We start from the raw sequence: 24,395 nt of genomic DNA on the forward strand, positions 1-24,395 counted from the left end.
GCTAGTTCACATCCAAGTCCTGGGTCAACAGATAGTATTCACTTTGGCTGGTTACCCAGTTATGTACGTAATTACGATAGGCCACTACGTTGTTTGGATGAACTAGAAAGGATTGCAGATTTTCTTGATCAATCAGCGTGACAGCCTGCAGCGCTAGCTTGTTGCGTTGCTCCTCATTCACGGTTGTGTTCAGCTGCGTAATCATACTCGCGAGTTCTGGTACATGCACACGACCGTAATTCAATGCTCCCTCCGGCATATAGGCCGCATTCAGGAAATAGCTTGCATCGCCGCGCGGAGCTGTAATGTTACTGTAAGTCGCCAAATCCCAATCCTGATGAGCGGCCAGATATTCATCAATATTATCAACCTGACGGATATCAATCGTGATGCCAAGCTCCTTAGCGTTAGCCTGAATCAGCTGTGAAATGAGTGGAAGCTCCGCTCTCGACTGGTAGGTTAACAATGTAAGATGAAGGGAGGACCCGTCAGAATTCGTAACTTTTCCGTTCTGCACTGTATATCCAGCTTCTTTGAAGCCTTCTCGTGCTGCATTCAAATCAAACTTTTTCGTAATATATTCCGGTGAAAAAGGAAAGTCCGGCAAGAACGGACCTTGAGCAGGGGTTCCCTGACCAGACATAATACCGCTTGCAATCTCATCCCGGTTGATCAAATTATCGAATGCTTTGCGCACAGCTGTTTTTTTCAGATCATGATTGTTCATATTGTAAATAATTTGGTGCGTCCGCAGGCTAGGAAGTGAGTCAACTTTAACGGTAGAATCAGCTTTCAAGAGCTCCAGACTTTCAACGGGCGGACGATACACAATATCGGCCGTCTTAGCTTGAAAAGCAAGTTGACGTGCATTGGCATCTTCGTTAAACATGAATTTGGCATGTTTCAATTTTACTTCACCGTTCCAATAGTCCTCGTTGCGATCCAGATTCAGTTCACTTCCGGCACGGAAACTGACAACTTTGAACGGCCCCGTTCCTGATGGGAAGCCACCTGCGGCTGTGGTGTCCATAATTGCGGTATTCGGATGAACCAGCTCAGATACAAATTCCGGGAAGGGCTTGTCCGTCGTAATGCTCAAGATCTGCCCTTCTGCATGAATATCACGGATATGTAGCGCATTTTTAACCGATGGATTGAGCTTTAGTGCTCTTTCCAAAGAGGCTTTGACAGCTGCGGCATCTACGGCTTTACCGCTATGGAATTTCACGCCTGGTCGGATGCTAAAGGTCCAGTGCTGCCCGTCCTTACTGTTCCATTTTTCTGCAAGCCAAGCTTCCAGCTTGAGATCCTTATTCACTTTGATCAGTGTTTCATTTACTCCAGCACGAACGGCTGTGTAATTGATATCTGCATGAGGATCAATAGAAGGGCTTTGCACGTTGAACAATAAGGTGACACTTTTATCTTGTGGTGCCGTAGAGGATGTGGATGAAGATGATGGAGATGTAGCACAGGCTGTCATCATCACCGCCATGACCGCAGGGATAAATAGTTTGAAATATGAACGTTTAAACAACAGGGAACCTCCTTAATAGTAATCGTAATTTTTACGCTTTACTCCGTGAGTCATATCGTAACCAAATGAGGAGGATTTGTAAATATGTAATTATATGAATACCTATCTAGATTCGTAAAAAAAGGCTGCTTAACCATAAATGAGATGGTTAGCAGCCTTTAGGTTTATTCAGGTATTACATTTGGAATGAAAATAATAATTAATTAGTGCATGGGTGCTTTAGCAGTGCCATGTTCAACATGAACTCTGCGGATGAAAAACGCAAGGATCAGACCGATCACGCTGATGACCATTGCAAAGAAAAATGAATTCTGAGATCCGATTACCATGGCATTAGCCATTTCATTTACGGATTGAGGCATGCTGGATTGGCTCAAATAGCTGTCCATGCCTTTGGAGAGAATACTTACCGCTACGGCAGTACCGATTGCACCAGCGACTTGCTGGAGCGTACTCATAATAGCCGTTCCATCTGGGTATAGATCCATAGGGAGCTGGTTTAGACCGTTAGTTTGGGCTGGCATCATAATCATAGAAATACCGATCATCAAGCAGCTATGCAGCACAATAATGAGTACGAGCGTGGATGTCGTTGTAATGCCGGACAGGAAAAACAACACAGCGGCCACGATCACAAGTCCTGGAATCACAAGCCATTTGGGACCGAATTTATCGAATAAGGAGCCCATAATAGGCGACAAGAGACCGTTGATAATCCCACCTGGCAGAAGCACCAAACCTGCTGTTAGAGCGGACAAGGCCAGCCCTTTTTGCAAAAAGAGTGGAAGAATCAGCATCGTAGAAAGGATCGTCATCATACATAAGAACACCATGATAACGCCGATCACAAACATTGGATATTTAAATACACGCAAATTCAGCATAGGTGCTTTCATTTTCAACTGTCGTACAGAGAACAGAATCAACGATATCACGCCGATGATCACAGGAAGCAAAACAACCAGGCTGGTCCAGCCTTCGCCACCTTCACCAGATTTACTGAAACCAAACACGACACCGCCGAAGCCAATGGAAGACAGGATAATAGATAAAAGATCAATCTTGGGCTTGGTCGGTTCTGAGACGTTCTGCATAAACAAAATACCGCAGATCAGCGATAGGACCAAGAAAGGAAGAGAGATCCAGAAGATCCAGTGCCAAGATAAATTCTGAAGTACCAGTCCTGCAATGGTAGGTCCTACCGCAGGTGCAAACATAATAACCAATCCGATGATTCCCATAGCCGCGCCTCTCTTTTCAGCTGGGAAGATAATTAAGATCGTGTTAAACATCAACGGCAATAACAGCGCTGTACCCATAGCCTGCAAAATGCGTGCGATCAATAACACTGAAAAGGTAGGGGCAAGCGCTGCAACGAGACAACCAGCTATTGAAAATAGCAACGATGTCACAAACAGCTGTCTTGTGGTAAAGGTTTGAAGCAGCAATCCCGATACAGGCACCAAAATACCAAGTGTCAGCAGATAAGCGGTAGTCAGCCATTGAGCTGTTGCAGTTGTAATATGCAAAATCTGCATCAAATCATTCAACGCAATGTTAAGTGCCGTTTCACTGAACATCCCAATAAAGCCACTAAGGAGCAGGGCAATCATAATAGGTAGCACCTTGAACGTTTTGGGTTCAGAGGGTGAGCTTGTTTGACTCATTGTACTCATGTTGTTTTTGTTCCTCCAATAAATTAATGGGTATTGAATTATAACGATCGGTCTATATATAATAAACATGCTATTATTTTTTTGTCAAAGTAAAAGTTTCAAATATTATATAATAAAGGATGCTGTATATGGCTGCTAAACCCGAATCATATGAGAATATCGTACAAACGGCGTCGAGGCTCTTTTTTTACCAGGGGTATCATGCTACCGGACTGAATCAGATTCTTGCGGAGAGTGGATCACCGAAGGGATCACTTTATTATTATTTTCCACATGGTAAAGAAGAGTTGGCTTTGGAGTGCATAAGAAGAGGGAATGAGTTTATTAAGCAAAAATTAAAACAGGCACTGAGTGGAAACGAAAATCCTGTAGTAGCCATTCAGGATTTTATTCGTCATACAGCTGAGGAGGCTGACCGTCTTGGCTTTGACAGCTTCATGCCGATTGGCTTCTGGGCTGCCGCGGAAACTTCCTGTATTAGTGAATCACTACGTCATGCCTGTGTGAATACGTTTACAGATTGGCAGCACATCTATATGGAACGCCTTCAGGAATCGGGCTTGGACGAGGAAAAGGCACACAGTCTGGCGGTACTGATCATCTCGATGCTCGAAGGGGCATTAATTTTAGCGGTTACACAACAGAGCAGTGCTCCTATTTATAATATCGTGGATTACATTCCACAGTTGGTCAAATGACTTAGTTGGTCGGTTTTCATGCGCCCCTAATGAGCTCTAACAAGCGACTTTAGAGAGTCGATGTTTTCATTTTTGAGAACTCGGCTTTTTGGTGCATCCTGGGACGTAATTTTACTCACATTACCAGCACCAAATGATGAAAAGTATGGTAAAATGGAATGAATTTGATTTTGCGCGAAAGGAAGAGTGATAGCAAGTGGCAAAAGCGAAGGTACCCAAACGGCCTACTCGGGATGAATTTGTACTGGAGGAAATCGGGAATCAGCTTGTAGAAGCACAACAAGAGCAATCCGAAGTTGTATTGACAGTATGGGGGCGCGAAGAAGCAACCCGCGGACAAATCGTTAAAATGGACCCGAGAACAGGCAAGGTTCATGTAGAGAGTAATGGAGAAACGGATAAAGTTCCTTTTATGGATATCATGAGTGTAAATTACCCGAGAGATTAGTTGTGATTACATAAATATAACAGAAAGGGATGAAAGAATGTCAAAGTTAGGCGTCTCCCTTACAATCGGTATTTTTATGATCATCTTTTCAATAATTTTCGGTTTTAAAGTATATATAGCTGTTTCTGCTGCTATGTTCGGACTTTTTGCTTATCTAGCTACAGTAGGATATCTCAAACGTAACAGCCAGGATGATCCGTCAAATGATGGCTATTATGAATTTTTGGAAAATGCCAGGAACTAATAATTATTATTTGTGAATAAAAAAACAACCGAGTGGTTTACAGCCATCGGTTGTTTTTTTATATTCTGCTGTATAAGTGGTAAGGAGAACACCGCATTGCTGCGTTGACCTAGGCCTGGTATGGGTTTATGTAGCTTTGATCGGGCTGGCATGACTGGCACGGGCTTCGGCTTTCTTAAGCACCTTACGATCGAAAATGAAGGGGCCGAACGGCAACAGCGAGGCAATTAAGGCTGCAAGCCCTTGCAGTAGCGTAATTTTACGCAAAATCAGCATGACAATAGTGGCAACCACATAAGCCACAAACAGTACCCCATGGATCATTCCCACCCAGCTTACCATTTGCGGCATTCCAGCTGCGTATTTAAGTGGCATGGCAATACACACAAGCAGCAGATAAGAAATCGCTTCAATATTACCAATGGCACCAAACGTCTTAAAAGCATTTTTGAACATAATACACCTCCTTTTTCTATTACTTAAAATTTAATATATCCTATAATGCAATGTTATTAAACGGTAGAAAGTTACGATATATCGAATATTTACAGCTAGCTTTTAATATTTCCTCTGAGACTAGGGTAACAAGGTTTGCTTTGTATGGCTTAGCGCAAGAAAAAAATGTCTAGTTAGCCAAGCTCGAAGGCTTTGTGTATATGGACATTTCGAGGTTAACATGTACCCAATTACTAAAGAATGCTAGTGTCAGGTCTAAACATTTGGTATGGAAATTCCGATAACAGTTAAATGAACGTCTGTACGTTATGGTATATATTTTAAAAGCTGGATTACAGCAGAAGGATTTGTGAGTTTACTTATTTATTTTGACAACATAAAATTTCAATACTGGTATCAAGGAGAGCATAAAACATGAATAAAAAACGTTTGCGTCAATGGATGGCTCCGTTCGCAACGGCTACGCTGATTTTGAATACGGGGTATGGCATTTTGGGACCCGATGCAGTGGCTAGCGCGTTGCCGACTGAAAGGCATAACTCAAATCTGACAGGTTTGAACATACCACAATCACATACCAAATTAGCGACCGTTCAAGGACGCCAAATACCGATCACTTCTAGCACGAAATTGACTACATTAACCGGTCAGAAGCCTAATATTAACCAAGTGATGAAATTAATGTCGACCCAATTGGTTACTGCGAATATTGCGCCAGCAGAGATAAGCAATCTGACAGCGATCCCTACAGAAACAACAAAAGTAAACTTGTCCTGGACTAATCCATCGGACATCAATTTTGACCACGTAAAAGTGGTTAATGTCACTAACGATGTATATGTTGATAACATTCGAAGTAACTCTTATATGATGAGTGGTTTACAGCCGAATACGACATATACCTTTCTCGTGAAAACGGTGAATAAGAGTGGCAACGAATCTCAAGGTAAGCCAATAACTGTAAAAACAGCCTCCACTGACGCCCCTATAGACAAGACACCCCCAGGAGAAGTGAGCGGGCTGACAGCAACGAATATAGGATATAATGGATTTACCATCAATTACATACTGCCTAAGGATGCTGACTTAAGCCAAGCGATTATTTATTTAAATGGTACAGAAATTCAGAAAACCACAGGCACGTCTTACACGTTTAATGTGTTAAATGCTGCTACTGCCTACAATGTAACGGTCAAAACGATAGACAAATCCGGAAACTTATCTCAAGGAGTTAGTATTCCGGTTACAACGTCTTCAGTCTCTACCGATATCGTGCCCGAGGTGACAGGTGCTTCAGTGACATCAGTTAATAACTATAGTGTTACTGTTTCTTGGACAAAACCTAGCGGAATTAGTACAGTCAGTCTATATAAGGATGGACAACTGGTAACTGATTCAACAGGATCATCCTATACATTTAACAATCTTTCGGCAAGCCAGACATACACGTTCACGATAAAATCCAAGCGGAGCACAGGTGCGTTATCCTCCGGTGTGAAGCTGACTGCCACAACGGACAGTACATCTTCCAATTCGTCAGAAGTGTCTAATCTTGAAGTCGATAGCAAAAGCGACACCTGGATCAAAATCACCTATGATATGCCGAGTCGAGCAGAGAGGGTAAAAATCTATGTTGATGGTGATTATAAGGGAAATACAACCTCAGAATCCTATAAAATAACGGATTTACGAGAAGGACGCTGGTATGAGATTAAAGTCATAACCGTAAATAGTAGTGGAAGGGAATCTAGTGGTGTAAAGATATCCGAACGCACAAATTCGGATGGTTACTATTCTTCGTCCTCTAGTTCATCGAACTATGAGAAAGCGAGAGATTTAATGCGGATTGCGGAGAACAGTCTAAATGCGTCCGACTGGCGTTCTGCCAGAGATGCGATAAGTGATCTGCCAACTGGTACACGTAAAAGCGATCTGCTAGATCGACTGGAGGCTATTCGCAATAGGGCATTAGGCACCAGTAGTTCATCGTCCGGGACGAGTTCAACTACAACGACTTCCGGCACTACGACGAGTTACACGAACAATGCGGTTGCTTCATATACAACATCGTTCACCCTGACACCAGGAGCTAAAACAGCTTATGTTGATGGTCGGGCTACAACGATAGCTCAGGCGCCAAAAATTATAAATGGGGTAACGATGGTCCCGTTACGCTTTATCAGTGAGCGGGTGGGTTACGATGTAAACTATGAAAAAGGGACTAAAAAGATCATTCTGAATCGTCCTACAGACGGCAAACAAATAGTACTTCAAGTCAAGAATTCCACCCTTGCTGTATATGAGTTAAACAACTCCCGAAATTATTCGACGAACATCACTGCTCCGGTTATTGTTAACGGCTATACGCTGGTTCCATTACGAGTCATCAGCGAGCTTTCGGGTTATCAGGTAAACTATAATAGTGTATCCAAACAAATTACGATTACCAAATAAATACTCTAACAAAAAGAGTTCTAAAGTAAAAAACTTTAGAACTCTTTTTGTTAGGAGTTTATCATGATGTCGATGATACACGGATTGGTATCTCAATGCTTACCTGTCCGCCGCCTGTCTGGGTGGAGTTGGTGATGAGCAGCTGTCCGCCATGTAGGTTCACAATGGATTTTGTTATATACAGACCCATGCCGTAATGTCCAGTTAATCTTCTGGACGAGTCGCCCATATAAAATTGCTCCGCTGCCTGTTTGAGGCCTTCAGGAGAGAAGCCTGGGCCTTCGTCTACGATGCTTAAACGAATACACTCTTCGGCAGACTCCGCAGTCAGCCGAATTTCGCTATATTCCGGCGCTTGCTCTACCGCATTAGAAGCAACATTCATGATGGCTCGCTCAAGCAGAACTGGGTCTACATACAACGTACTAGGGAGGTTGTATGTAGCAAATACGACAGATATTTTTCTGACAGCGGCCAGAGCCATTACCTGATCTTTTATCTTAGTTAGATAGAAGTCAGTATCTATCGTTTCCGCCTGCAGGGTGGCTACTGTTTCCGCTTTTGAAATTTCAATAAGAGTCTTAATATACTGCTCCATTTGCCTGGTGCTCTCCGCTATATAATCGGTATAGTTTTTTTGCTCCTCCGATTGATCGGTTTCGGACAGCAACTCTACGTTTCCGCGAACGATAGTGAGTGGTGTTTTGACATCGTGTGCCAGGGCGGATATTTGCTCACGACGGGATTTTTCGAGATTCCATTGTTTCTGAAGCGAAGTCTTTAACGTTTCTTTCATTTTATCCATAGAATGGAGCACCCGATCGATCTCCATCACACCACTGAGCTGAATTGAGAAGTCCAGGTCCTGTGCTTGAATTTGCTTTGTAGCCTGCTGCAATCCACTCATTTTGCGCGTCAGCTTTCGTCCGAAGGAGGAAGCGAGTAGGGCTCCTCCCCCCAGGAAGGCGATACAAAACACGGCAAAAAAGGACAATTCCGCGTTCGGCAGATATTGACGTAGAATAGGAAGTTCAAACTGTGCCGAGACAGAGTAGCGCATCACAGTAACTTCATTATTATGTGAAACTTTTACATAGTTATAGGGAAATTGATAGGCAGTATTGCTCTGCTGCGTAACACTCCAAGCGGCTTGAGCCTGCTTTTCAGAAAGATTTCCCTCAATGTGGCGGCCTTCCGAAGTGAATGACGCGTATCTATATAGTTTCTGCCGAGAATCCGGCTGTAGGGTCTTGCCAGCTTCAATGATTGCCTTATCCTCCCGTACCTGATTCTCAGCATAGTTCGCGGGAAGAATGGTTCCACAAGACATCAGGATATAGAAGATGAGGACCAGGAACAGCGCTAGCGCAATCGTCCCGATACAGAACATAACTAAATAACCCAGAAAAATGGTTCGCAGTTTGGTTGTTTTATGTGCTTGCTGTATTTTGGCTACTTCCATCGGTACCCGATCCCCCAAACTGTCTCCACTGGCGAAACCTCTACTTTGCCAAGCTTGGCTCGGATATTTTTGATATGCTCCACGATGGTGGCGGAGTCGCTGTCTCCATCAAAGCCGAAGACGGCTTCGTAAATCTGCTCTTTAGAGAACACTTGACCCCAGTTCAGAGCTAGAAACTTACATATCTCATATTCACTTTTGGTAAACGGGATTACAACATTTTGAACGGTGATTTCCTTACCCGATAGATTGAAATGAACTTCCCCGATGCAGAATACATTACGCCTTTCACGATTCTCTCGTCTGAGATGAGCGTTGATTCGAGCGCGCAGCTCTCCAGCCCCAAACGGCTTGACAATATAATCGTCGGCTCCTTCCCCAAGGCCCAACATTACATCGTTCTCCATGGATTTTGCTGTAAGGAACAGGATCGGACAGTCTACCTTGCTGCGAATTTCCCGACAGAGTGTGAATCCGTCCATGTTCGGCATCATCACGTCCAGCAGGATGAGGTCAAAGGCTCCAAGCTGCATGGTGAGAACCTGTGGGGAGGTGGAGACTACCGTGACAACATGGCCATCTTTCTGCAAAATATTTTGAAGTAGTGCCAAAACGGCGGGTTCATCATCAACGGCCAACAAGTTTGCCATGCTTTATTCACTTCCCTTGCTTTCTTTCTCTAATCTTTACTCGGATGAATTTTGTCCTTCCCAACGACAAATCCATAACCCTAATAATACCATGATGACTAAGGTCCCTACTACGCAATATTTGATTCCCAAATCAAGCTGTATAGTTTCAGGGATAGAATCTGCTGAGCTTACGCCGTATTGCACCCAGATCGTGATGAAGCGGGCAGCCCAAGCAGAGGGGATGAATATCCAATTATGATCACCCAGCCCAGTTAGAAGCAAAGCGGACAATAGACTCTCCATGATGCCCAGACCGATAGAAGCTCCTTTACCGAATCGCAAACTAACGAAAAAATGTAGAATATAAAGGAATAAACTCGACATAAACAGAATGCAGGCACCCAACACATAAAACTTCAAGCCATACGGGGACTCTTTCAACAGATATATATAGCCAGCTCCAAAGCCGCCTGAGGCAAGCAGCACACTACCAAATCCCAAGCACAGAAGCAGGCTAAGCTTGCTCAAAAAAGGTAACAGCTTCACCGGCGAGGTCAAGAGGTGTTGAAAATTTCCAGCGACTGACTCCTGCTCAACAGCAATGGAGCATACAATACCAATCATGGTAGGAAGAGTCACAGCCAGGACCTGCAAATAGCCGTCTATCTTCGAAATCGATGAGTATGGAGTGAAGGAATAATAGGCAAGAAAGATTGCTATGCCTAAGAGTGGCACAAGCAGCTGCACCAGCAATAAGGGCTGCCTTCTAAGTTTGAGCACATCAGATTTCAGATTGCGGAAGAAAGATATCATCTTACTTAGCCTCCCGTTTACGGAAAGACATGGCCGTCAGCACTGACAGAATCATGAATAGACATACTGTGATCAACAGGCCGGGAACAATTATGCCTCTATCCAAAAGTGGATCTCCTGAAGGAACGGAAAGCCCATTAGGCAGCACTTGAATGACGGCGCACATCAATCGCGCTGGAATAGCATAGGGTACCGCCCACCATACAGAAGACGTAGCGAACAAGACGGTGCAGGCTACGTTGCCCAGCATGTTGATGATTAGGGTGGCAAACATGCCTATTCGATCCGTTAGGAACAGGCAAAGTGGAACTTGCCACAAAAAGGTGATGAAGAGTAGCAGAGTTGCAGCGACGCTTTCTGCTAGTGTCACGGAAGTTGAGAATACGAATCCGCCAAGAGTTATCCCTATAAATAGGATAATAGAGGAAACCATTAAGAGCCTTACGCAAACCCCGATTTTACCGTACCATATCCGAGCCAAATCTACAGATATGCCAAGGACAGCACGGTATTTCAGCTTCTTGCCATCCTTTTGGATCACTCCTGAGCACATTAAGGTGAGGGCACCTGGTAGCAGCATGAAATACCACCAATTGTAGCTGGCGCTTTGGAGCATACGTCCCCCCATGAGCACGGTACACAGAGTAAGAGTAACGATGGGGGCAAGCCAGACCAACTTTTTCGTGAAGGTGCGCCTTAACTTTAGATGTTCAGCGGCTATGTATTGCTGCATCCTACTCACCTCCCTTTCGGTATTCCTGTGCAATCTGCATGAACAATGATTCCAGGTTTTGCCCTGGAGTGACCGCCTCTTGATAAGCTAATACGCCGCCGGCAATGATACCGACATGGTCAACGATTTGTTCGACTTCGGATAGGATATGACTAGAAAGAATTACAGTAATTCCTTGCTTCGGGAAGGAGCGAATTAGCTCACGTTGCTCCTGAATACCAATGGGGTCTAGTCCATTGGTTGGCTCATCTAAGATCAATAGCTTGGGATGATTGAGGAGAGCAATCGCAATGCCCAGCCGCTGTTTCATACCCATTGAGAACTGGCCGGAGCGCTTTTTCCCGGTATGGGTCAAATCAACAATGCTCAGCACTTCATCAATCCGCGAATCAGGTAGTCCAAGCAACGTTGTGCGAACCTTCAGGTTCTCTCTAGCTGTCAAATTCTCATAGAGTGGAGGAGCTTCGATCAGTGCGCCGATCTGAGCAAGATCTTTTCGGGACCAAGGTTTCCCTTGAAATAAAATTTCACCGGCTGTCGGGCGTAGCATACCGGTTAGCATTTTTAAGGTAGTTGATTTTCCTGCCCCATTTGGCCCGAGCAATCCATACACGGAATTCTCCTGAATAGACAACGCGACGTTGTTCACTGCCTGCTGTCGTCCAAAGGTTTTGCAGAGATTTTTAGTCTGTAAAATAATATTATCCATATCAGTTCATCCTTTTCATTCGTTCTGACAACTACTTTACAGATCAATTCTAAGAACTTTATAAGGATTGAAATATTAATGTTTCAAACTTTATGCATTCATGCAGTATTCGCTATAATGGATACAGTGATTTAGGAAAGGGATGTAATCATGAAGAAGGTTATCGTAATCGGGTCAGGAATTCTGGGGGCATCGACAGCATACCAGTTAGCAAAAATGGGCGCTGATGTCATTCTTGTAGACCGCAAAGATAAAGGACAGGCGACTGATGCAGCTGCTGGCATTATCTGTCCCTGGCTATCACAGCGACGCAATCAGGCTTGGTACCAGCTAGCCAAAGCGGGCGCACGTTTTTACCCCGAATTGATTGAAGAACTCAAAAGCGAGGGAGAAACAGAAACTGGCTATGCTCAAGTTGGGGCTCTCAGTATTCACGATGATTTGGAGAAAATCAAAAAAATGCAGGAACGGGCACACTTACGACATACAGATGCACCGGAAATCGGTGAAATTACGCAACTAAATGAAAAGGAAACCCATGAACAGTTTCCTTTATTAGAAGATCGATATCATTCTGTTCATATTAGCGGTGCCGCTCGTATAGATGGTCGTGCGCTACGTGACGCGTTGATCCGATCAGCCCAAAGAAATGGGGCAACCCTTATCCATGGGGATGCTGTGCTTCAATATAATTCCGACCATGTAACCGGAGTAACGGTCGATGGACATAGTTTTTCGTCTGACGTAGTCATTGTTTGTGCTGGTGCATGGGCCAATCAACTGATGCTGCCTTTGGGCATTCGCTTTAAAGTTAGTTTTCAAAAGGCACAAATCATGCATTTGCAGATCCCTGCCGGACAAGATACAGGCACCTGGCCTGTAATCATACCGCCTTCTGACCAGTATTTGTTGGCGTTTGATCAACAGAAGATCGTAATAGGTGCGACTCACGAAAATGAAATCGAAGGCTACGATACAAGAGTAACAGCAGGTGGAATGCAGGAAATCCTAAATAAAGGTTTAGAATTAGCACCTGGTTTGGCAAATAGCACTTTTCAGGAGGTAAGAGTCGGTTTCCGTCCTTTTACCCCCGGTTTTCTACCGGTGCTTGGAGCTGTGCCTGGCTGGAACGGCCTTATAGCTGCCAATGGGCTTGGAGCATCCGGGCTGACCATGGGTCCCTTTATTGGAAGCCAACTGGCAAAGTTAGCACTGGGGATGGCTTTGGATATCAACATCGATGAATATGATATTCGAAATGCTATTGATGAAGATTGATCCTTGAAGCTGGACAACAACAGTAGATATGCATAAGAAGCCGCCCTACTGGCGGCTTTTCTAATAATATAAGTTCTTTTCCTGGCCCAAAGATAGAGCTTATGTCGATTTTTTAAGGTTACTCGTTTCTATTTTAGTCTTAGACCTAGTAAAACCCCGCTACGTAGGAACAAGATTAGTGACACACCGAAACAAATCACAGAAAACAGGCTAACGGAAATAAAACCACCGCTGTGCGCGTATAGCATTCCTGCTGTGAAAGAGCCAACCATTGTTCCAAAATACATAGAAGAATTGGCAAGTGATGAAACTGTTCCGCGTGCTGTGGCAGATAAGGTTTGAAGCATACTCATCATAAGCGGGAAAATCATTCCAAGGATAAGGAAGATCAGAAAATATGTAATTTCGACATAGGTCACACTAGGTAAATAGGGCAGAAGCAAATAAAGCAGACTGATGAAAATTACGCCATAGATCAAAGAGTGCTTAGGCCCCACTTTGTTAACTAAGCTGCTCCCAAATAAGCTGCTGATCGTATTTCCTAAACCAAGGAATAATATCACCGTACCAATATTTGCAACATTGAGGCTGAATTTGTCGGACAGCCATGTGCCAATAAAAGAGAAGGCAGCAAAATTTCCGAGTTGGAACAGGAAGTAGGCCAGAAAAGCGACCTTAGGTGTTGACCCCTGCAGCAATGAACGGTATCTGTTCCTAATCGAGGGAGCCTTTTGCTTCTGTATAGAAGGAGGCAAGGCGGGCAAGAGAACAGCAGTCCAAATAACGATCAGGAAGGTGCAGCAACCAATCATAATAAAGGGGGTTTGCCACCCGGCGGTAGCGAGATAGCTGCCAATGGGCACGCCTAGCATTTGGGAAAAAGCTAATCCTGCGGTGACAACTCCCATGGCTTTTAACACTTTATGTGGTTGAACTAACTGAGGAATGGCTGCCCAAACTTGAGGTGAGGCAAAAGCGGCACTAATGCCAGCCAATAAGCGAAAAGCAAACATGGTCCAAAAATCAACGGCAAAGCCGCAAAGTAGAGTGAAGATACCAAAACCAAGTAAGCCGAACAGTAGTACTTTTTTTCGATTCCATGCATCTGACAACGGTCCTGCAATTAAGGCAAACAGAGCTACCCTAAAGCATAGGCTGAAACAATCCAGCCCGATTGTTCGATAGAAATGCCGAAGCTTTCACGAAGAATAGGTAGAAGAGGCGACACAATGAACGTATCTGTACCAATGAAAAACATGATCAAGAAAAACAAGGTGATAATTTTATTCAAAACGAAACCCTCCATTTGTTCTATAGTTCGAATATTCTCGAATAATAGAAATATAGCATTCCAATATGCTATAATGCAACTATAATTCTTTGTTAGGCAGGTGAACGGATCTTGAGAACGCTGTATCATCCCAACGTAATTGAAATTACTCTACCTACAGTTTTATATGCTCTAAGTGACCCCATTCGGCTTAATATCATCCAGATTTTAGCCGAAAAAGGGGAGCAATCCTGTAGCTCGATAGATATTTCAGCTCCAAAGTCAACCTTGTCTCATCATTTTAAGGTTCTTCGGGAATCAGGGGTCATTCATACGAGAATAGAGGGAACCCAACGCTTTATCTCTATCCGTTACGATGATTTGAATGAACGCTTTCCTAGCTTGCTGTCGGCCGTACTGATGGGCTTGAAGCAATAAAAGAAAAAGGTCTAGTTAGCATAAAACTAACTAGACCTTATTTGTCGAAGAACAACCATATATAATTATAAATTGCCGCTTATTTTGCAGTTAGAGAGAAGCTGATCCCTCTACACGTCATTCATCATGTCGTTGAGATGCGAATTCTCCAACGATTGTGTCAGGGTTTGCATATTTTTCAAGTAGTCGATTTTATAGATACAGGAGTAAATCACGTTTAATACATAGTCAAAGGCAATTTGCGACGAAAAAGTACCAATCTTGGCATGCTTTACTTCGTCATTAGGCACCTGGATACATATACTACTTCGTTTGGCCAACTCACTTTGATTGGTAGCTGTAATGGTGATAAAAGGGATATTCTCACGCGTAAAATGTCGTGCCGCTTTTAAAAAAATCGGTGACTTACCGTGGTAAGTTAAGAAAATAGCGCAATCTTCTGAAGTTAGATTAGCCGTATGGTAAGCCCATTCAGACAGCTCCGTGGCTATAACCACATACTTGTTGATTTTTACTAATTTATTCTGAAAACTTTTTGCTCGGATTTGTGAATCCCCTAACGCATATATAAAGATCCTATTTGCTTGATCCAGTAACTTGGCTGTTTGTGACAGTAAGTGATCATCCATGAATGTAAAGTTTTTTTCAATCGTTTCCTTCATTAATTCAGCAATTTCTTTCGCCACTTGAAGTGGGGTTTCATCAAACCCGAATGGATAGTTGGGGTCTACATTGGAAATATTCTGGGTATCTTGCTGGAATTCCCGAGCGAGTTTTATTATAAACTCCTTGAAGCCGGATAGCCCAAGTTTGTGAATTAATCGATTAATGGCGGAATGCGAAGTATACGTAGCTTTGGCAAGCTCCTGAATATTTAAGTGCAGGATCGATTCCTTGTGGACCAAAATGTAGGAAGCAATGCTTTTTTCGTTTGGTGTAAAGTTTTGCATTTCTGATAATTGCATCAGTATTTTCAACAGGTTCCCCCCGGTTCAATTGAAATAACGTTTGATAAAAGATACCCAATAAACATTTTGTTTAAAAACAAGCCGTCATGCTTACAAATATTCGGTTAAATGTACCGTTTTGATGGCAAATTATTTACGATCGACGTTCTTCTACTATAATAAATGAAAAAGAGCCTAGGGGGAATTAATATGCTTACCATCGGTTATATTGGGAATGGCAAAAGCACCAATCGGTATCATCTTCCTTTTTCATTGACCAGAGATCATTTGAAAGTAAAGACGATCTACGCCCGTAATCCAGATAAAGGGGAGTGGGAGAAAATCCCTGGCGTGCAGTATACAGATAATCTTGAATCTTTAATGAACGATAAGGAAATTCAGTTGATTGTTGTCTGTACACCTGTAGAATCCCACTACACTTATGCGAAAATGGCACTCGACCACGGAAAAAATGTACTTATTGAGAAACCCTTTATGTTAACGAAAGAAGAAGCAGTGTCCATCTTCCAATATGCCAAAGAGAAAAATCTGATTATACAGTGCTACCAAAACAGACGATACGATTCGGATTTTCTCACTACCAAGAAGGTCATTGAATCAGGAAAACTCGGTGATTTGTTGGAGGTGGAAATGCATTTTGATTATTACCGCCCTGAAACCCCCAACTCCACCTCTCATTTTTCCAAATATAACAGTTACCTCTATGGACATGGCGCTCATACCATTGACCAGGTTCTTTCCTATTTTGGGAAACCTGACACGATCCATTACGACGTGCGCCAATTGCTCGGTTCTGGAAGAATGAATGACTATTTTGATCTGGATTTTTATTATCCCTCACTCAAGGTATCCATTAAATCCAGCTTTTTTCGTTTAAAAGAGCGGCCGAGTTTTGTAGTATACGGCAAAAAAGGCGTTTTTATAAAACAGACAAAGGATCGTCAGGAGGAGCATCTTAAATTATACTATCTGCCTAAGGGACACGCCGATTTTGGCATCGACCAGCCTGAGCATTATGGCATTTTAACGTACCTGGATGATGATGGTCAGTACCATGAAGAAAAAGTGGTTTCTGAAAAAGGAGATTATGCCCGAGTGTATGACGATCTCTATCATTCGATCATACACGGCAAAGAAAAAGCGATTACAGATGAAGAAACCATAACTTCAATGGAAATACTTGAGAAGGGTATAGAGGAGTGTAACTAGAATGAAATTGGGAATTGTCGGAGCAGGAATGATCGTAGGGGATCTATTGAGCTTTATTCAGGAAATCCCGACGATCTTATTAAAGGCCATTTGTTCTAGACCTAGCCATGAGGAGAAATTACTAGCTTGGCAACATAGATATGGAATCTCTCAGATTTATACGGATTACAGCAAAATGCTGAGGAATAATGACGTAGATACTGTCTATATTGGTTTGCCTAATCATCTCCATTATTCATATGCCAAAGAAGCATTACTGAGTGGTAAACATGTCATATGTGAGAAGCCTTTTACATCCAATGTGCATGAATTTCTAGAGCTAAAAGAAATTGCTCAGCAAAGAAAACTGGGATTGGTGGAAGCTATTACGAATCAATATTTGAAAAATTATTTGTCCATAAAGGAGTATCTGCCTAAACTTGGCGAGATTAAAATAGTTGAATGCAACTATTCTCAATATTCATCCCGGTATGAGGCTTTTAAAGCGGGAGTAATCCAGCCTGCGTTTAATCCGGAAATGTCTGGCGGAGCCTTGATGGATATCAATTTATACAATATTCATTTTGTTGTTGGCCTCTTCGGGAGCCCTAAGAAGGTAGAATACCTGGCGAACATGGAACGTGGAATTGACACTTCAGGCATACTGCTGCTTGATTACGGCGATTTTAAGTGTGTTTGCATAGGTTCAAAAGACAGTACGGCACCCAATGCAGTGAACATTCAAGGCAATAAAGGCTATGTACACATGCCGAGTTCAGCTAATATATGCGATTATTTTGAATACACTCCTAATAAGGAAACGCCCATCCAGGTGGACCTGAAAGATCATTCGCATCGTATGTATGACGAATTCGTTGAATTCGAACGTATCATCCGAGAAAACGATTTGGAAAAAGTCTCGGATATGCTTGAACATAGCGAAAAGGTCATGAATGTCATTGAGAAGGCCAAACAGTCGGCCAATCTTGTGTTTGGTCCCGATAAACATAATCTTTAATGCTTGTACCTGAAATTGAAGAAGCAACTCGCTTGAGCTGCTTCTGACTCATGGATTTGAGAGTAGCAGATAGATACGTCTGCTACTCTTTTTTTGCCTAGATTCACAATTTCCGGTCCAAAAGCATGCCAATTTGCTCGGCCATCCTCTTCCCGAAGTTCATCTATTACTGGACAAGTACACTGGAGGGAAGGTAAAAGTGAGGGCTTAAACGTAAAAGGACCTGTTTTCGGGTGCCCTCAACCAACTATGATATTTTTCTCAAAATATTCGCACCAAATCCACTGCTTTGGTATGTTTTGACGAGATCACCAAGTCGTACAGAAAAGCCCAAGATACCGCTGCCCCTGTTCGTTCCACGGGGTACATCATACCATTGTCCGCTGACTTCCACCGCCCCGGTCGGATCATAAGTCACTTCCCCTTCCAACACATTGGTCCAATTATGACCACTGCCGTTGTCGCTTAATCCTGTCCACCAGATCCTATTGTTATTAAGGTGCCGAATGTAGTATATGCCTCCATCGTCGCCTTGCCAGGTTCCTGTCAAATCATACGCAGGTTGCCTCCAATGAGTTAGTGTAGGTACCTGATTGTAGTACATAGGTTGCACTCCTCTATTGAATTTATTATTCGTTACAGCATAAGTCCACAACAGCAGCTTGCTTTACCATCGTTGCCATGTAGTTGTGATAATTCCACCGGATACCTTGGTCAACTGGTCTTCACTACGGGTTAAGACCAAGGTACCGTTGTTCTTGTTCCTTCCACGCGGTACATCGGCCCAATTTCCTGAGATTACCACTCCCTCTGGTCCAATCTGACGAATTCCATGAAACACGTGTGTCCAGTTTTGCCCACTGCCGTTGTCGCTAAATCCTGCCCACCAGACATGGGGGTCATCATGCCGAATGTAGTACACGCTTCCATCGTTACCTCGCCAGATTCCCGTCATATCCGGTTCCTGCCGAGTCGCTTGTGCATTAACAAAAGACTCCCGATTGTGCATATGCCTGCAATGAGTTAGCGTAGGTACCAGATTGTAGTACACAAGTAGCACTCCTCTATTTTTTTTATTTGTTACAACATATGCCGACACAAAACAATTGAACCTAGGCAAATGCGATTTGAGATTAGAAATCTCAATGGTCTGATTCGAATAGTTAGGCGAGAGCAAATTGATGAATGGAGTATGATGATTGATATGAACAGCAGAGGGATTTTGTATGGAATTGCAGCTGATTTGCCTGCGATGCGGGAACACAAATCGGGACACATCATTAACTTGTCTTCTATTGCTGGACATAATGTCTACCCAGACAGTACTGTATATTGCGCGATTAGGCATGCAGTCAAGGCTGATGAGTATGAGATATACGGAGGAGTTGGAGAGAAGAACAGGCCTATGATCTAATTCTTCATAGCTGTGGAGATTGAATTGATGGGATACCTTTTTTTCAGAGAGTCGTACCAGGTAAAATCATCGAATTTATACGAAAATGATTTTACCCGGTATGACGTATTTAAGATCAATAGCACAATCATAGCGTTCTAACTAAAGTCTATCCCTTAATGAAACTTATATCAATCACGAGGAAGTCTCTTTAGTTAGAGTGAATAATTGAGATGAGAAATCATATTTCTCCGCAATATTAAAATCCTGGTCAGCCTTATAAGGCGGGGTGAGTATAAGTCCGATGTTCATTAACTCGCTACCTGTGAAACGTCGATCCAGTTCTTTCACGAAATATACTGCCATTTCGTCCAGTCCGATGAGCTTTAGCCGTGAATAAGCTGCATTGGGGCGTGAGAGTACCTGGTACCAGCCGACGAGAGCATGCTCACGTTCTGCATCAATGGTCATCCAAGCTGTCTCATTTTTTTCAAAGGGACTTAGCAGACGGTAAAACGTTCCCTGGGTAACTAATCGTTGCTGACGTTTATACAGTTGTATTTGCTTTTTGATTATATTGCACTCTTCCTCGGTCAAAGCCAATGGATCAAGTTCGTAACCGAATACACCGAAGTAGGCGACATTTGATCTGGTTTGCAGCGGTGCAGTTCTGCCTACCTGGTGGTTCGGAATGGTTGACACATGAGCACCCATGCTGCTAAGCGGATAGGCCATGGAAGTGCCATACTGAATCTTAAGACGTTCAATAGCTTCGCTATCGTCGCTCGTCCATGTTTGCGGAGCATAATAAAGCATCCCTGGATCAAATCGTCCTCCACCGGAAGCACAGGACTCAAACAAAACCTCAGGGTATTTGGTAATCAGTTTCTCATATAAAGCATACACGCCTAGGACGTAACGATGGAAAAACTCGCCCTGTCTTTCCTTGCCCAGAGATAATGAATAGGCTTCTGAAATGCAGCGATTCATATCCCATTTTACATATTCGATATGAGCAGAAGAGAGCACGTCATCCATTAACTTAAACAGGTAATCCACAACAGGCGGTTGGGAATAATCAAGAACATACTGATGTCGTCCATGCTTGCGTTTACGCCCGGGTGTTCCCACAACCCAATCCGGATGTTCCCTCATAATATGAGAGTCGGAGTTAACCATTTCCGGCTCAAACCAAAGACCGAATTTCATACCAAGCTCATTGATCTTCTTTGCCAAATTCGAGATTCCGTTCGGTAGCTTTTCACGATTTTCAAACCAGTCACCGAGTGAGGAGGTATCATTGTTTCTTTGACCGAACCAACCGTCATCCAAGACAAAGAGCTCAATCCCTAGTTCACTTGCTTTTTTAGCCATATCCACTATTTTCTTTTCGGTAAAATCAAAGTAGGTACCCTCCCAGTTATTGATCAATACAGGTCGTTCCCGTTCAGCCCAGCTACTACGAATTAAGTGTTTATTGTACAGGCGATGGAACGCCTGGCTCATGCCGTTCAAACCGCTCTGTGAGTAGACCATAACTGCTTCAGGTGAATAAAAACATTCTCCAGGCTTCAGAGTCCAGCAGAATTTGTCAGGATGAATACCGAGGCTCAGTCGGGTAGTTGAGTAGCTGTCCACTTCCGCCTGGGCAAGAAAGTTTCCGCTGTAGACGAGATTCACTGCATATATTTCTCCTTGGTGTTCCTGAGATCCCGGTTTGGCAAGCGCCAAGAATGGATTGTGAATATGACTACTAATTCCTCGTGTGCTCCCAATGGACTGAACACCTGGTCTGAGTGGTGTACGCTCCACATGTCGTTCCCTACCCCATGCCCCCGACAAATGAATAATTTCATATTCGGAGTCAGGAAGATCAAGGCTCACGCTCATAAGACGATTGACTCTTAGAATACTATTTCCGGAATTCGTTATGGATACGGATCGCGTGATTACAGGCAGTTCACTGAAGATGGTGTATGCAAGCACGGCAACCGCTCCTGTAAGGGAATCGGTCAGCGTGATCAGGAGTGTCTCTGCTTCATTTGCTTCCTTACAAAACGTAGCAGGGAGATGGGGGATTTTAGGTTTCCCCGTGATGACCTCGTAACGGTCAAAGATGAACTCCATGACATGAGAACCGTCCTCCTGTATGATCTCAACTGCTGGTTCTCTAAAGTCTCCACTTCCCGAAGAAGGGAATTCCTGCTTGATGCTTTCCAATGATGTTACCAAGTCACCATCAAACTCACCGACAGACACAGAGCGGTAGCTTCGTTCAATAAAACGGTCATACTGACCTAGGTACTCCATTTTTTTGCCATAATATAAATGCTCCAATTGCCCGTTCTCCATGACACGGAAAAGATAACTGCAGTATTTGTTCGTTAAGTGAAATGTACGTTCCTTTGGGTTAACTTGTATACTAGCCATGTACATAGCCCCTTTCAAAATATAACTGTCCTGTTGAAAGCGTTATTATCGAACTCAGCATAACAAAGCCAGGGGAAGAAAATACATTACTTTTTTTAAGCGTATTATGGGAAAAACATAGAATCTTTCAAACAAAATTTATAGTTAGGTTCAACCTTTTTCTAAGTATTTGTCATCCTTAACTTATGCTATACTGATAAATTAACAAACATAGATTCTATATTGGGCAAAGTACGGGGAGGGTGCGAATGGGCCAGAATACGTTTCAGGATGTAGATACACATCCCAGTTCAGAGCATGAAAATATATCGGATCTGATTCTATATAATTGTGAGACAAGTGCATATAGGGAACAATTTCTTTGGTTTTGCTATATTAATCTATAAAAATATTGGTATTTGGAAGCGGTTTTCTTTGCTATCGTAAAATTATTGGTTTTTTCCTGCATGGTATTTTTAACGATTGTAGGAAGAATACTTTTTACGGGAGGAGAACCGCACGTGGATTTCATAACTACCTTTATTACAGCTGTCGGCTGGGGAGTCATGCCGATATTGGCGTATATGACTAAAGCCAGTCCCCGAGAACAGCTGACAGGTACCGTGCTGTGCTGTTTGCCCTGTGCTTGTATATCATTCATCCAGCCTCATTAGCACCGATTTCTTTCGTGGTAAGTTTTATATCCGGTATTTTCTGGGCTGCTGGACAATTACTCCATTTTCGATCTTTCCAAAAAGTAAGCGTATCCATCGCCATTCCTGTAATTTGCGGTCTACAGTTGATAGGGACGACGTTATTTGCCGCACTGATCTTGGGTGAATGGATAACAGGTTACCAATATGGGATGGGTGTTGGTTCTCTTCTGTGTATTTTAGCGGGAGTTCTATTGACCAGCTATCAGGGCAAGTCTGCTGGGCTGTCTAAGCCTATGCCGTTACGAATTATCATGATGCTGGTTTGCTCCGGGTTAGCGTTAAGCAGTTATGTAGTTATCAATCAGTACTTTAATATATCTGGGCTGTCCGTCATTCTGCCGCAATCGCTCGGGATGTTATACTCGGCCCTGGTCATAAATTTGAAAGGCAAACATCGGCTACGCTTCTCTCCAGTGCTTCGCAATTTGTTTACAGGATTGGTTTGGAGCATTGCTAATCTAGCACTATTTATTTCCAACGGTCTGATCGGCATGGCGGCTAGTTTTCCGATCTCTCAAGCGATCATTGCAATTGCTTGTGTCGGCAGCATTTTAATATTTAAGGAAAAGAAAAGTCTTTATGAATGGTTAGCTATACTTGTGGGAATTACGGTGCTGATGATAGGAGTAGGAATGATTAGCCTGCTTAAGCCCTAGAGAGAATTTGTGGAGAAAAAAGCCTATATATCAATAGGGCACGCTTTTCGGGATTGACAGAGGTATAGCAGCATGAGAAAATGTACGCGCGTACATAAAATGATTGGAGGTGGGCAATATCGTTTCGCGCAAGGAAGTAGCAGAACTCGCTGGCGTGTCTGAAGCGACGGTGTCTCGGGTATTGAACGCGACCGGTCCTATCAAGGAAGATACGCGGAAACGGGTCCTGGACGTTGCCAATCAACTTGGATATGTTCCCAGTGCATTGGCCCGCAACTTTGCCCGAAGCAAAAGCGGCCATCTTGGTGTGGTTATGCCTTATGTCCCGAAGGCGCACCTGTTCTCTGCTTATTTTTTCTCCGAGATGCTGAGCGGTATCGGTAACAAGGCCAGAGACAGCGGGCTCGATCTACTACTATTATTCCGAAAACCGGGCGAACGGATGGACTACAGCAGTCTTTTCCGTCAGCAAAAGGTCGACAGTTGTATCATCCTTGGAGCAAGGGATGAGCACGATGAGGTGGAGGCTCTGAAGAGACTTCAGCAAGAGGGGCGACCGTTCTGTGTCATGAATCACCATTTTGAAGGGCAGTCGTTCTGTGAAGTGGATGCAGACCATGTAGAAGGAAGCCGGGCGGCTGTAAGTCATCTCATTGAGCAGGGATGCAAGCGGATAGCCTTTCTCAACGGTCCGGATATCTATTCCAACAGTACTGAGCGATTGAAGGGTTATCTCATCGCGCTTCAGGAGGCTGGTATTGAATATGACCATGAGCTGATTCTGGAAGGTAATTACAGTCGTCGAAGCGGGCTCGAAGCGTCGGCTACAATCGCAGACAAATTAGATGATATTGATGCCGTATTTGCGGCGAACGACCGGATGGCCCTCGGTGTAATGCAGGGTCTCCGTGAGCGCGGGCTGGCAGTTGAGCGGTTTCCAGCGTTTGTAGGCTATGATGACTCGGATGCAGCTGAGATGGCTGTTCCGCCACTAAGCAGTGTCCGTGTTCCATTTTATGAGATGGGGGAACTTGCAGCCTCGAAGCTTATACCCGATTCTCAGGATCTCACTCCGGCTCTGGAACTGACTGGGTGCGACTTAATCAGAGAACTCCTGTCCACAGAGCTGATTATTAGGGCGTCATCCATTCGTCAATAACATCATTCATCAATAATTCGTTGAAACTCATACCCATAAG

The 24,395-nt window shown here is 43.5% G+C and carries 24 protein-coding genes and 1 pseudogene; 12 read left to right on the forward strand and 13 right to left on the reverse strand.

From position 1 onward, the window contains the following. Position 1: 1 nt before the first annotated feature. Together nikA and ACXHJ2_RS10160 are read right to left on the reverse strand one after the other, a co-directional pair. The gene (gene nikA / locus ACXHJ2_RS10155) at positions 2-1,537 is read right to left on the reverse strand and encodes a nickel ABC transporter substrate-binding protein (RefSeq protein WP_165080624.1); all 1,536 of its coding nucleotides are present in this window, start codon (positions 1,535-1,537) and stop codon (positions 2-4) included. Between the two features lie 203 nt (positions 1,538-1,740). Further along, positions 1,741-3,204 (reverse strand): DHA2 family efflux MFS transporter permease subunit, encoded by a 1,464-nt coding sequence (locus tag ACXHJ2_RS10160; RefSeq protein ID WP_064964240.1) that lies wholly within the window; start codon positions 3,202-3,204, stop codon positions 1,741-1,743. 137 nt (positions 3,205-3,341) lie between these two features. Here ACXHJ2_RS10160 and ACXHJ2_RS10165 point away from each other — a divergent pair, with 137 nt between their 5' ends. From ACXHJ2_RS10165 to ACXHJ2_RS10175, 3 genes are all read left to right on the forward strand, one after another. Then, complete coding sequence (locus ACXHJ2_RS10165; protein ID WP_165080622.1) at positions 3,342-3,911, forward strand: TetR/AcrR family transcriptional regulator; 570 nt, start codon at positions 3,342-3,344, stop codon at positions 3,909-3,911. A gap of 196 nt (positions 3,912-4,107) precedes the next feature. After that, positions 4,108-4,359 (forward strand): YolD-like family protein, encoded by a 252-nt coding sequence (locus tag ACXHJ2_RS10170; RefSeq protein WP_025364962.1) that lies wholly within the window; start codon positions 4,108-4,110, stop codon positions 4,357-4,359. 37 nt (positions 4,360-4,396) lie between these two features. Beyond that, complete coding sequence (locus tag ACXHJ2_RS10175; protein ID WP_013371344.1) at positions 4,397-4,603, forward strand: hypothetical protein; 207 nt, start codon at positions 4,397-4,399, stop codon at positions 4,601-4,603. Positions 4,604-4,729: 126 nt separating this feature from the next. On the opposite strand, the gene ACXHJ2_RS10180 is transcribed toward ACXHJ2_RS10175, so the two are convergent. Next, positions 4,730-5,059, reverse strand: coding sequence for a DUF3817 domain-containing protein (locus ACXHJ2_RS10180; RefSeq protein ID WP_064964129.1), 330 nt, complete (start codon positions 5,057-5,059; stop codon positions 4,730-4,732). 414 nt (positions 5,060-5,473) lie between these two features. On the opposite strand from ACXHJ2_RS10180, the gene ACXHJ2_RS10185 reads away from it, so the two are divergent. Next, on the forward strand, positions 5,474-7,513 hold the full coding sequence (locus tag ACXHJ2_RS10185; RefSeq protein ID WP_165080620.1) for a fibronectin type III domain-containing protein: 2,040 nt from the start codon (positions 5,474-5,476) through the stop codon (positions 7,511-7,513). A gap of 61 nt (positions 7,514-7,574) precedes the next feature. On the opposite strand, the gene ACXHJ2_RS10190 is transcribed toward ACXHJ2_RS10185, so the two are convergent. From ACXHJ2_RS10190 to ACXHJ2_RS10210, 5 genes are read right to left on the reverse strand one after another with little or no spacing between them, the layout of a single operon-like run. Further along, positions 7,575-8,975 (reverse strand): HAMP domain-containing sensor histidine kinase, encoded by a 1,401-nt coding sequence (locus tag ACXHJ2_RS10190; protein ID WP_165080618.1) that lies wholly within the window; start codon positions 8,973-8,975, stop codon positions 7,575-7,577. After that, complete coding sequence (locus tag ACXHJ2_RS10195) at positions 8,966-9,625, reverse strand: response regulator transcription factor (protein WP_013371340.1); 660 nt, start codon at positions 9,623-9,625, stop codon at positions 8,966-8,968. The genes ACXHJ2_RS10190 and ACXHJ2_RS10195 overlap by 10 nt, the downstream gene beginning before the upstream one ends. A 36-nt stretch (positions 9,626-9,661) precedes the next feature. Beyond that, complete coding sequence (locus ACXHJ2_RS10200) at positions 9,662-10,420, reverse strand: lantibiotic immunity ABC transporter MutG family permease subunit (protein ID WP_165080616.1); 759 nt, start codon at positions 10,418-10,420, stop codon at positions 9,662-9,664. 1 nt (position 10,421) lies between these two features. Then, on the reverse strand, positions 10,422-11,153 hold the full coding sequence (locus tag ACXHJ2_RS10205) for a lantibiotic immunity ABC transporter MutE/EpiE family permease subunit (RefSeq protein WP_013371338.1): 732 nt from the start codon (positions 11,151-11,153) through the stop codon (positions 10,422-10,424). A gap of 1 nt (position 11,154) precedes the next feature. Then, positions 11,155-11,862: a lantibiotic protection ABC transporter ATP-binding protein gene (locus ACXHJ2_RS10210; protein WP_025678415.1), complete on the reverse strand. Its 708-nt coding sequence runs from the start codon at positions 11,860-11,862 to the stop codon at positions 11,155-11,157. A gap of 150 nt (positions 11,863-12,012) precedes the next feature. Between ACXHJ2_RS10210 and ACXHJ2_RS10215 the strand changes: the two genes are divergently transcribed. Beyond that, positions 12,013-13,140, forward strand: a complete 1,128-nt coding sequence (locus ACXHJ2_RS10215; protein WP_165080614.1) for an NAD(P)/FAD-dependent oxidoreductase — start codon at positions 12,013-12,015, stop codon at positions 13,138-13,140. Between the two features lie 128 nt (positions 13,141-13,268). Here ACXHJ2_RS10215 and ACXHJ2_RS10220 read toward each other — a convergent pair. Further along, positions 13,269-14,431: pseudogene (locus ACXHJ2_RS10220) on the reverse strand (MFS transporter). Between the two features lie 111 nt (positions 14,432-14,542). Here ACXHJ2_RS10220 and ACXHJ2_RS10225 point away from each other — a divergent pair. Then, on the forward strand, positions 14,543-14,848 hold the full coding sequence (locus ACXHJ2_RS10225) for an ArsR/SmtB family transcription factor (RefSeq protein ID WP_025678528.1): 306 nt from the start codon (positions 14,543-14,545) through the stop codon (positions 14,846-14,848). Positions 14,849-14,958: 110 nt separating this feature from the next. On the opposite strand, the gene ACXHJ2_RS10230 is transcribed toward ACXHJ2_RS10225, so the two are convergent. Beyond that, positions 14,959-15,825 carry a MurR/RpiR family transcriptional regulator gene (locus ACXHJ2_RS10230; RefSeq protein ID WP_165080612.1) on the reverse strand — a complete coding sequence of 289 codons (867 nt, stop codon included), beginning with the start codon at positions 15,823-15,825 and terminating at the stop codon, positions 14,959-14,961. A gap of 180 nt (positions 15,826-16,005) precedes the next feature. Here ACXHJ2_RS10230 and ACXHJ2_RS10235 point away from each other — a divergent pair, with 180 nt between their 5' ends. Then, positions 16,006-17,025 carry a Gfo/Idh/MocA family oxidoreductase gene (locus tag ACXHJ2_RS10235; protein ID WP_025678525.1) on the forward strand — a complete coding sequence of 340 codons (1,020 nt, stop codon included), beginning with the start codon at positions 16,006-16,008 and terminating at the stop codon, positions 17,023-17,025. A gap of 1 nt (position 17,026) precedes the next feature. Then, positions 17,027-18,022 carry a Gfo/Idh/MocA family protein gene (locus ACXHJ2_RS10240; RefSeq protein ID WP_165080610.1) on the forward strand — a complete coding sequence of 332 codons (996 nt, stop codon included), beginning with the start codon at positions 17,027-17,029 and terminating at the stop codon, positions 18,020-18,022. A 247-nt stretch (positions 18,023-18,269) separates the two neighbouring features. Here the strand turns inward: ACXHJ2_RS10240 and ACXHJ2_RS10245 are convergent, their stop codons facing one another. Next, entirely contained in the window at positions 18,270-18,626 is a 357-nt protein-coding gene (locus ACXHJ2_RS10245; RefSeq protein ID WP_014599796.1) for a hypothetical protein, read from the reverse strand. Between the two features lie 63 nt (positions 18,627-18,689). Further along, positions 18,690-19,073 carry a hypothetical protein gene (locus ACXHJ2_RS10250; RefSeq protein WP_165080608.1) on the reverse strand — a complete coding sequence of 128 codons (384 nt, stop codon included), beginning with the start codon at positions 19,071-19,073 and terminating at the stop codon, positions 18,690-18,692. Positions 19,074-19,142: 69 nt separating this feature from the next. Between ACXHJ2_RS10250 and ACXHJ2_RS10255 the strand changes: the two genes are divergently transcribed. Continuing rightward, positions 19,143-19,436, forward strand: coding sequence for an SDR family oxidoreductase (locus ACXHJ2_RS10255; RefSeq protein ID WP_165080606.1), 294 nt, complete (start codon positions 19,143-19,145; stop codon positions 19,434-19,436). Positions 19,437-19,610: 174 nt separating this feature from the next. Here the strand turns inward: ACXHJ2_RS10255 and ACXHJ2_RS10260 are convergent, their stop codons facing one another. Next, on the reverse strand, positions 19,611-21,845 hold the full coding sequence (locus ACXHJ2_RS10260) for an alpha-galactosidase (RefSeq protein WP_165080604.1): 2,235 nt from the start codon (positions 21,843-21,845) through the stop codon (positions 19,611-19,613). Positions 21,846-22,345: 500 nt separating this feature from the next. On the opposite strand from ACXHJ2_RS10260, the gene ACXHJ2_RS10265 reads away from it, so the two are divergent. The 3 genes from ACXHJ2_RS10265 (at position 22,346) to ACXHJ2_RS10275 (ending at position 24,355) form a co-directional block, all read left to right on the forward strand. Further along, on the forward strand, positions 22,346-22,498 hold the full coding sequence (locus ACXHJ2_RS10265; RefSeq protein WP_238791031.1) for a hypothetical protein: 153 nt from the start codon (positions 22,346-22,348) through the stop codon (positions 22,496-22,498). Next, positions 22,453-23,196: a GRP family sugar transporter gene (locus tag ACXHJ2_RS10270; RefSeq protein WP_238791020.1), complete on the forward strand. Its 744-nt coding sequence runs from the start codon at positions 22,453-22,455 to the stop codon at positions 23,194-23,196. The genes ACXHJ2_RS10265 and ACXHJ2_RS10270 overlap by 46 nt, the downstream gene beginning before the upstream one ends. 103 nt (positions 23,197-23,299) lie before the next feature. Then, positions 23,300-24,355, forward strand: a complete 1,056-nt coding sequence (locus ACXHJ2_RS10275) for a LacI family DNA-binding transcriptional regulator (protein ID WP_014599791.1) — start codon at positions 23,300-23,302, stop codon at positions 24,353-24,355. Positions 24,356-24,395 lie beyond the last annotated feature (40 nt).

The organism is Paenibacillus sp. ALE3, assembly GCF_054113405.1.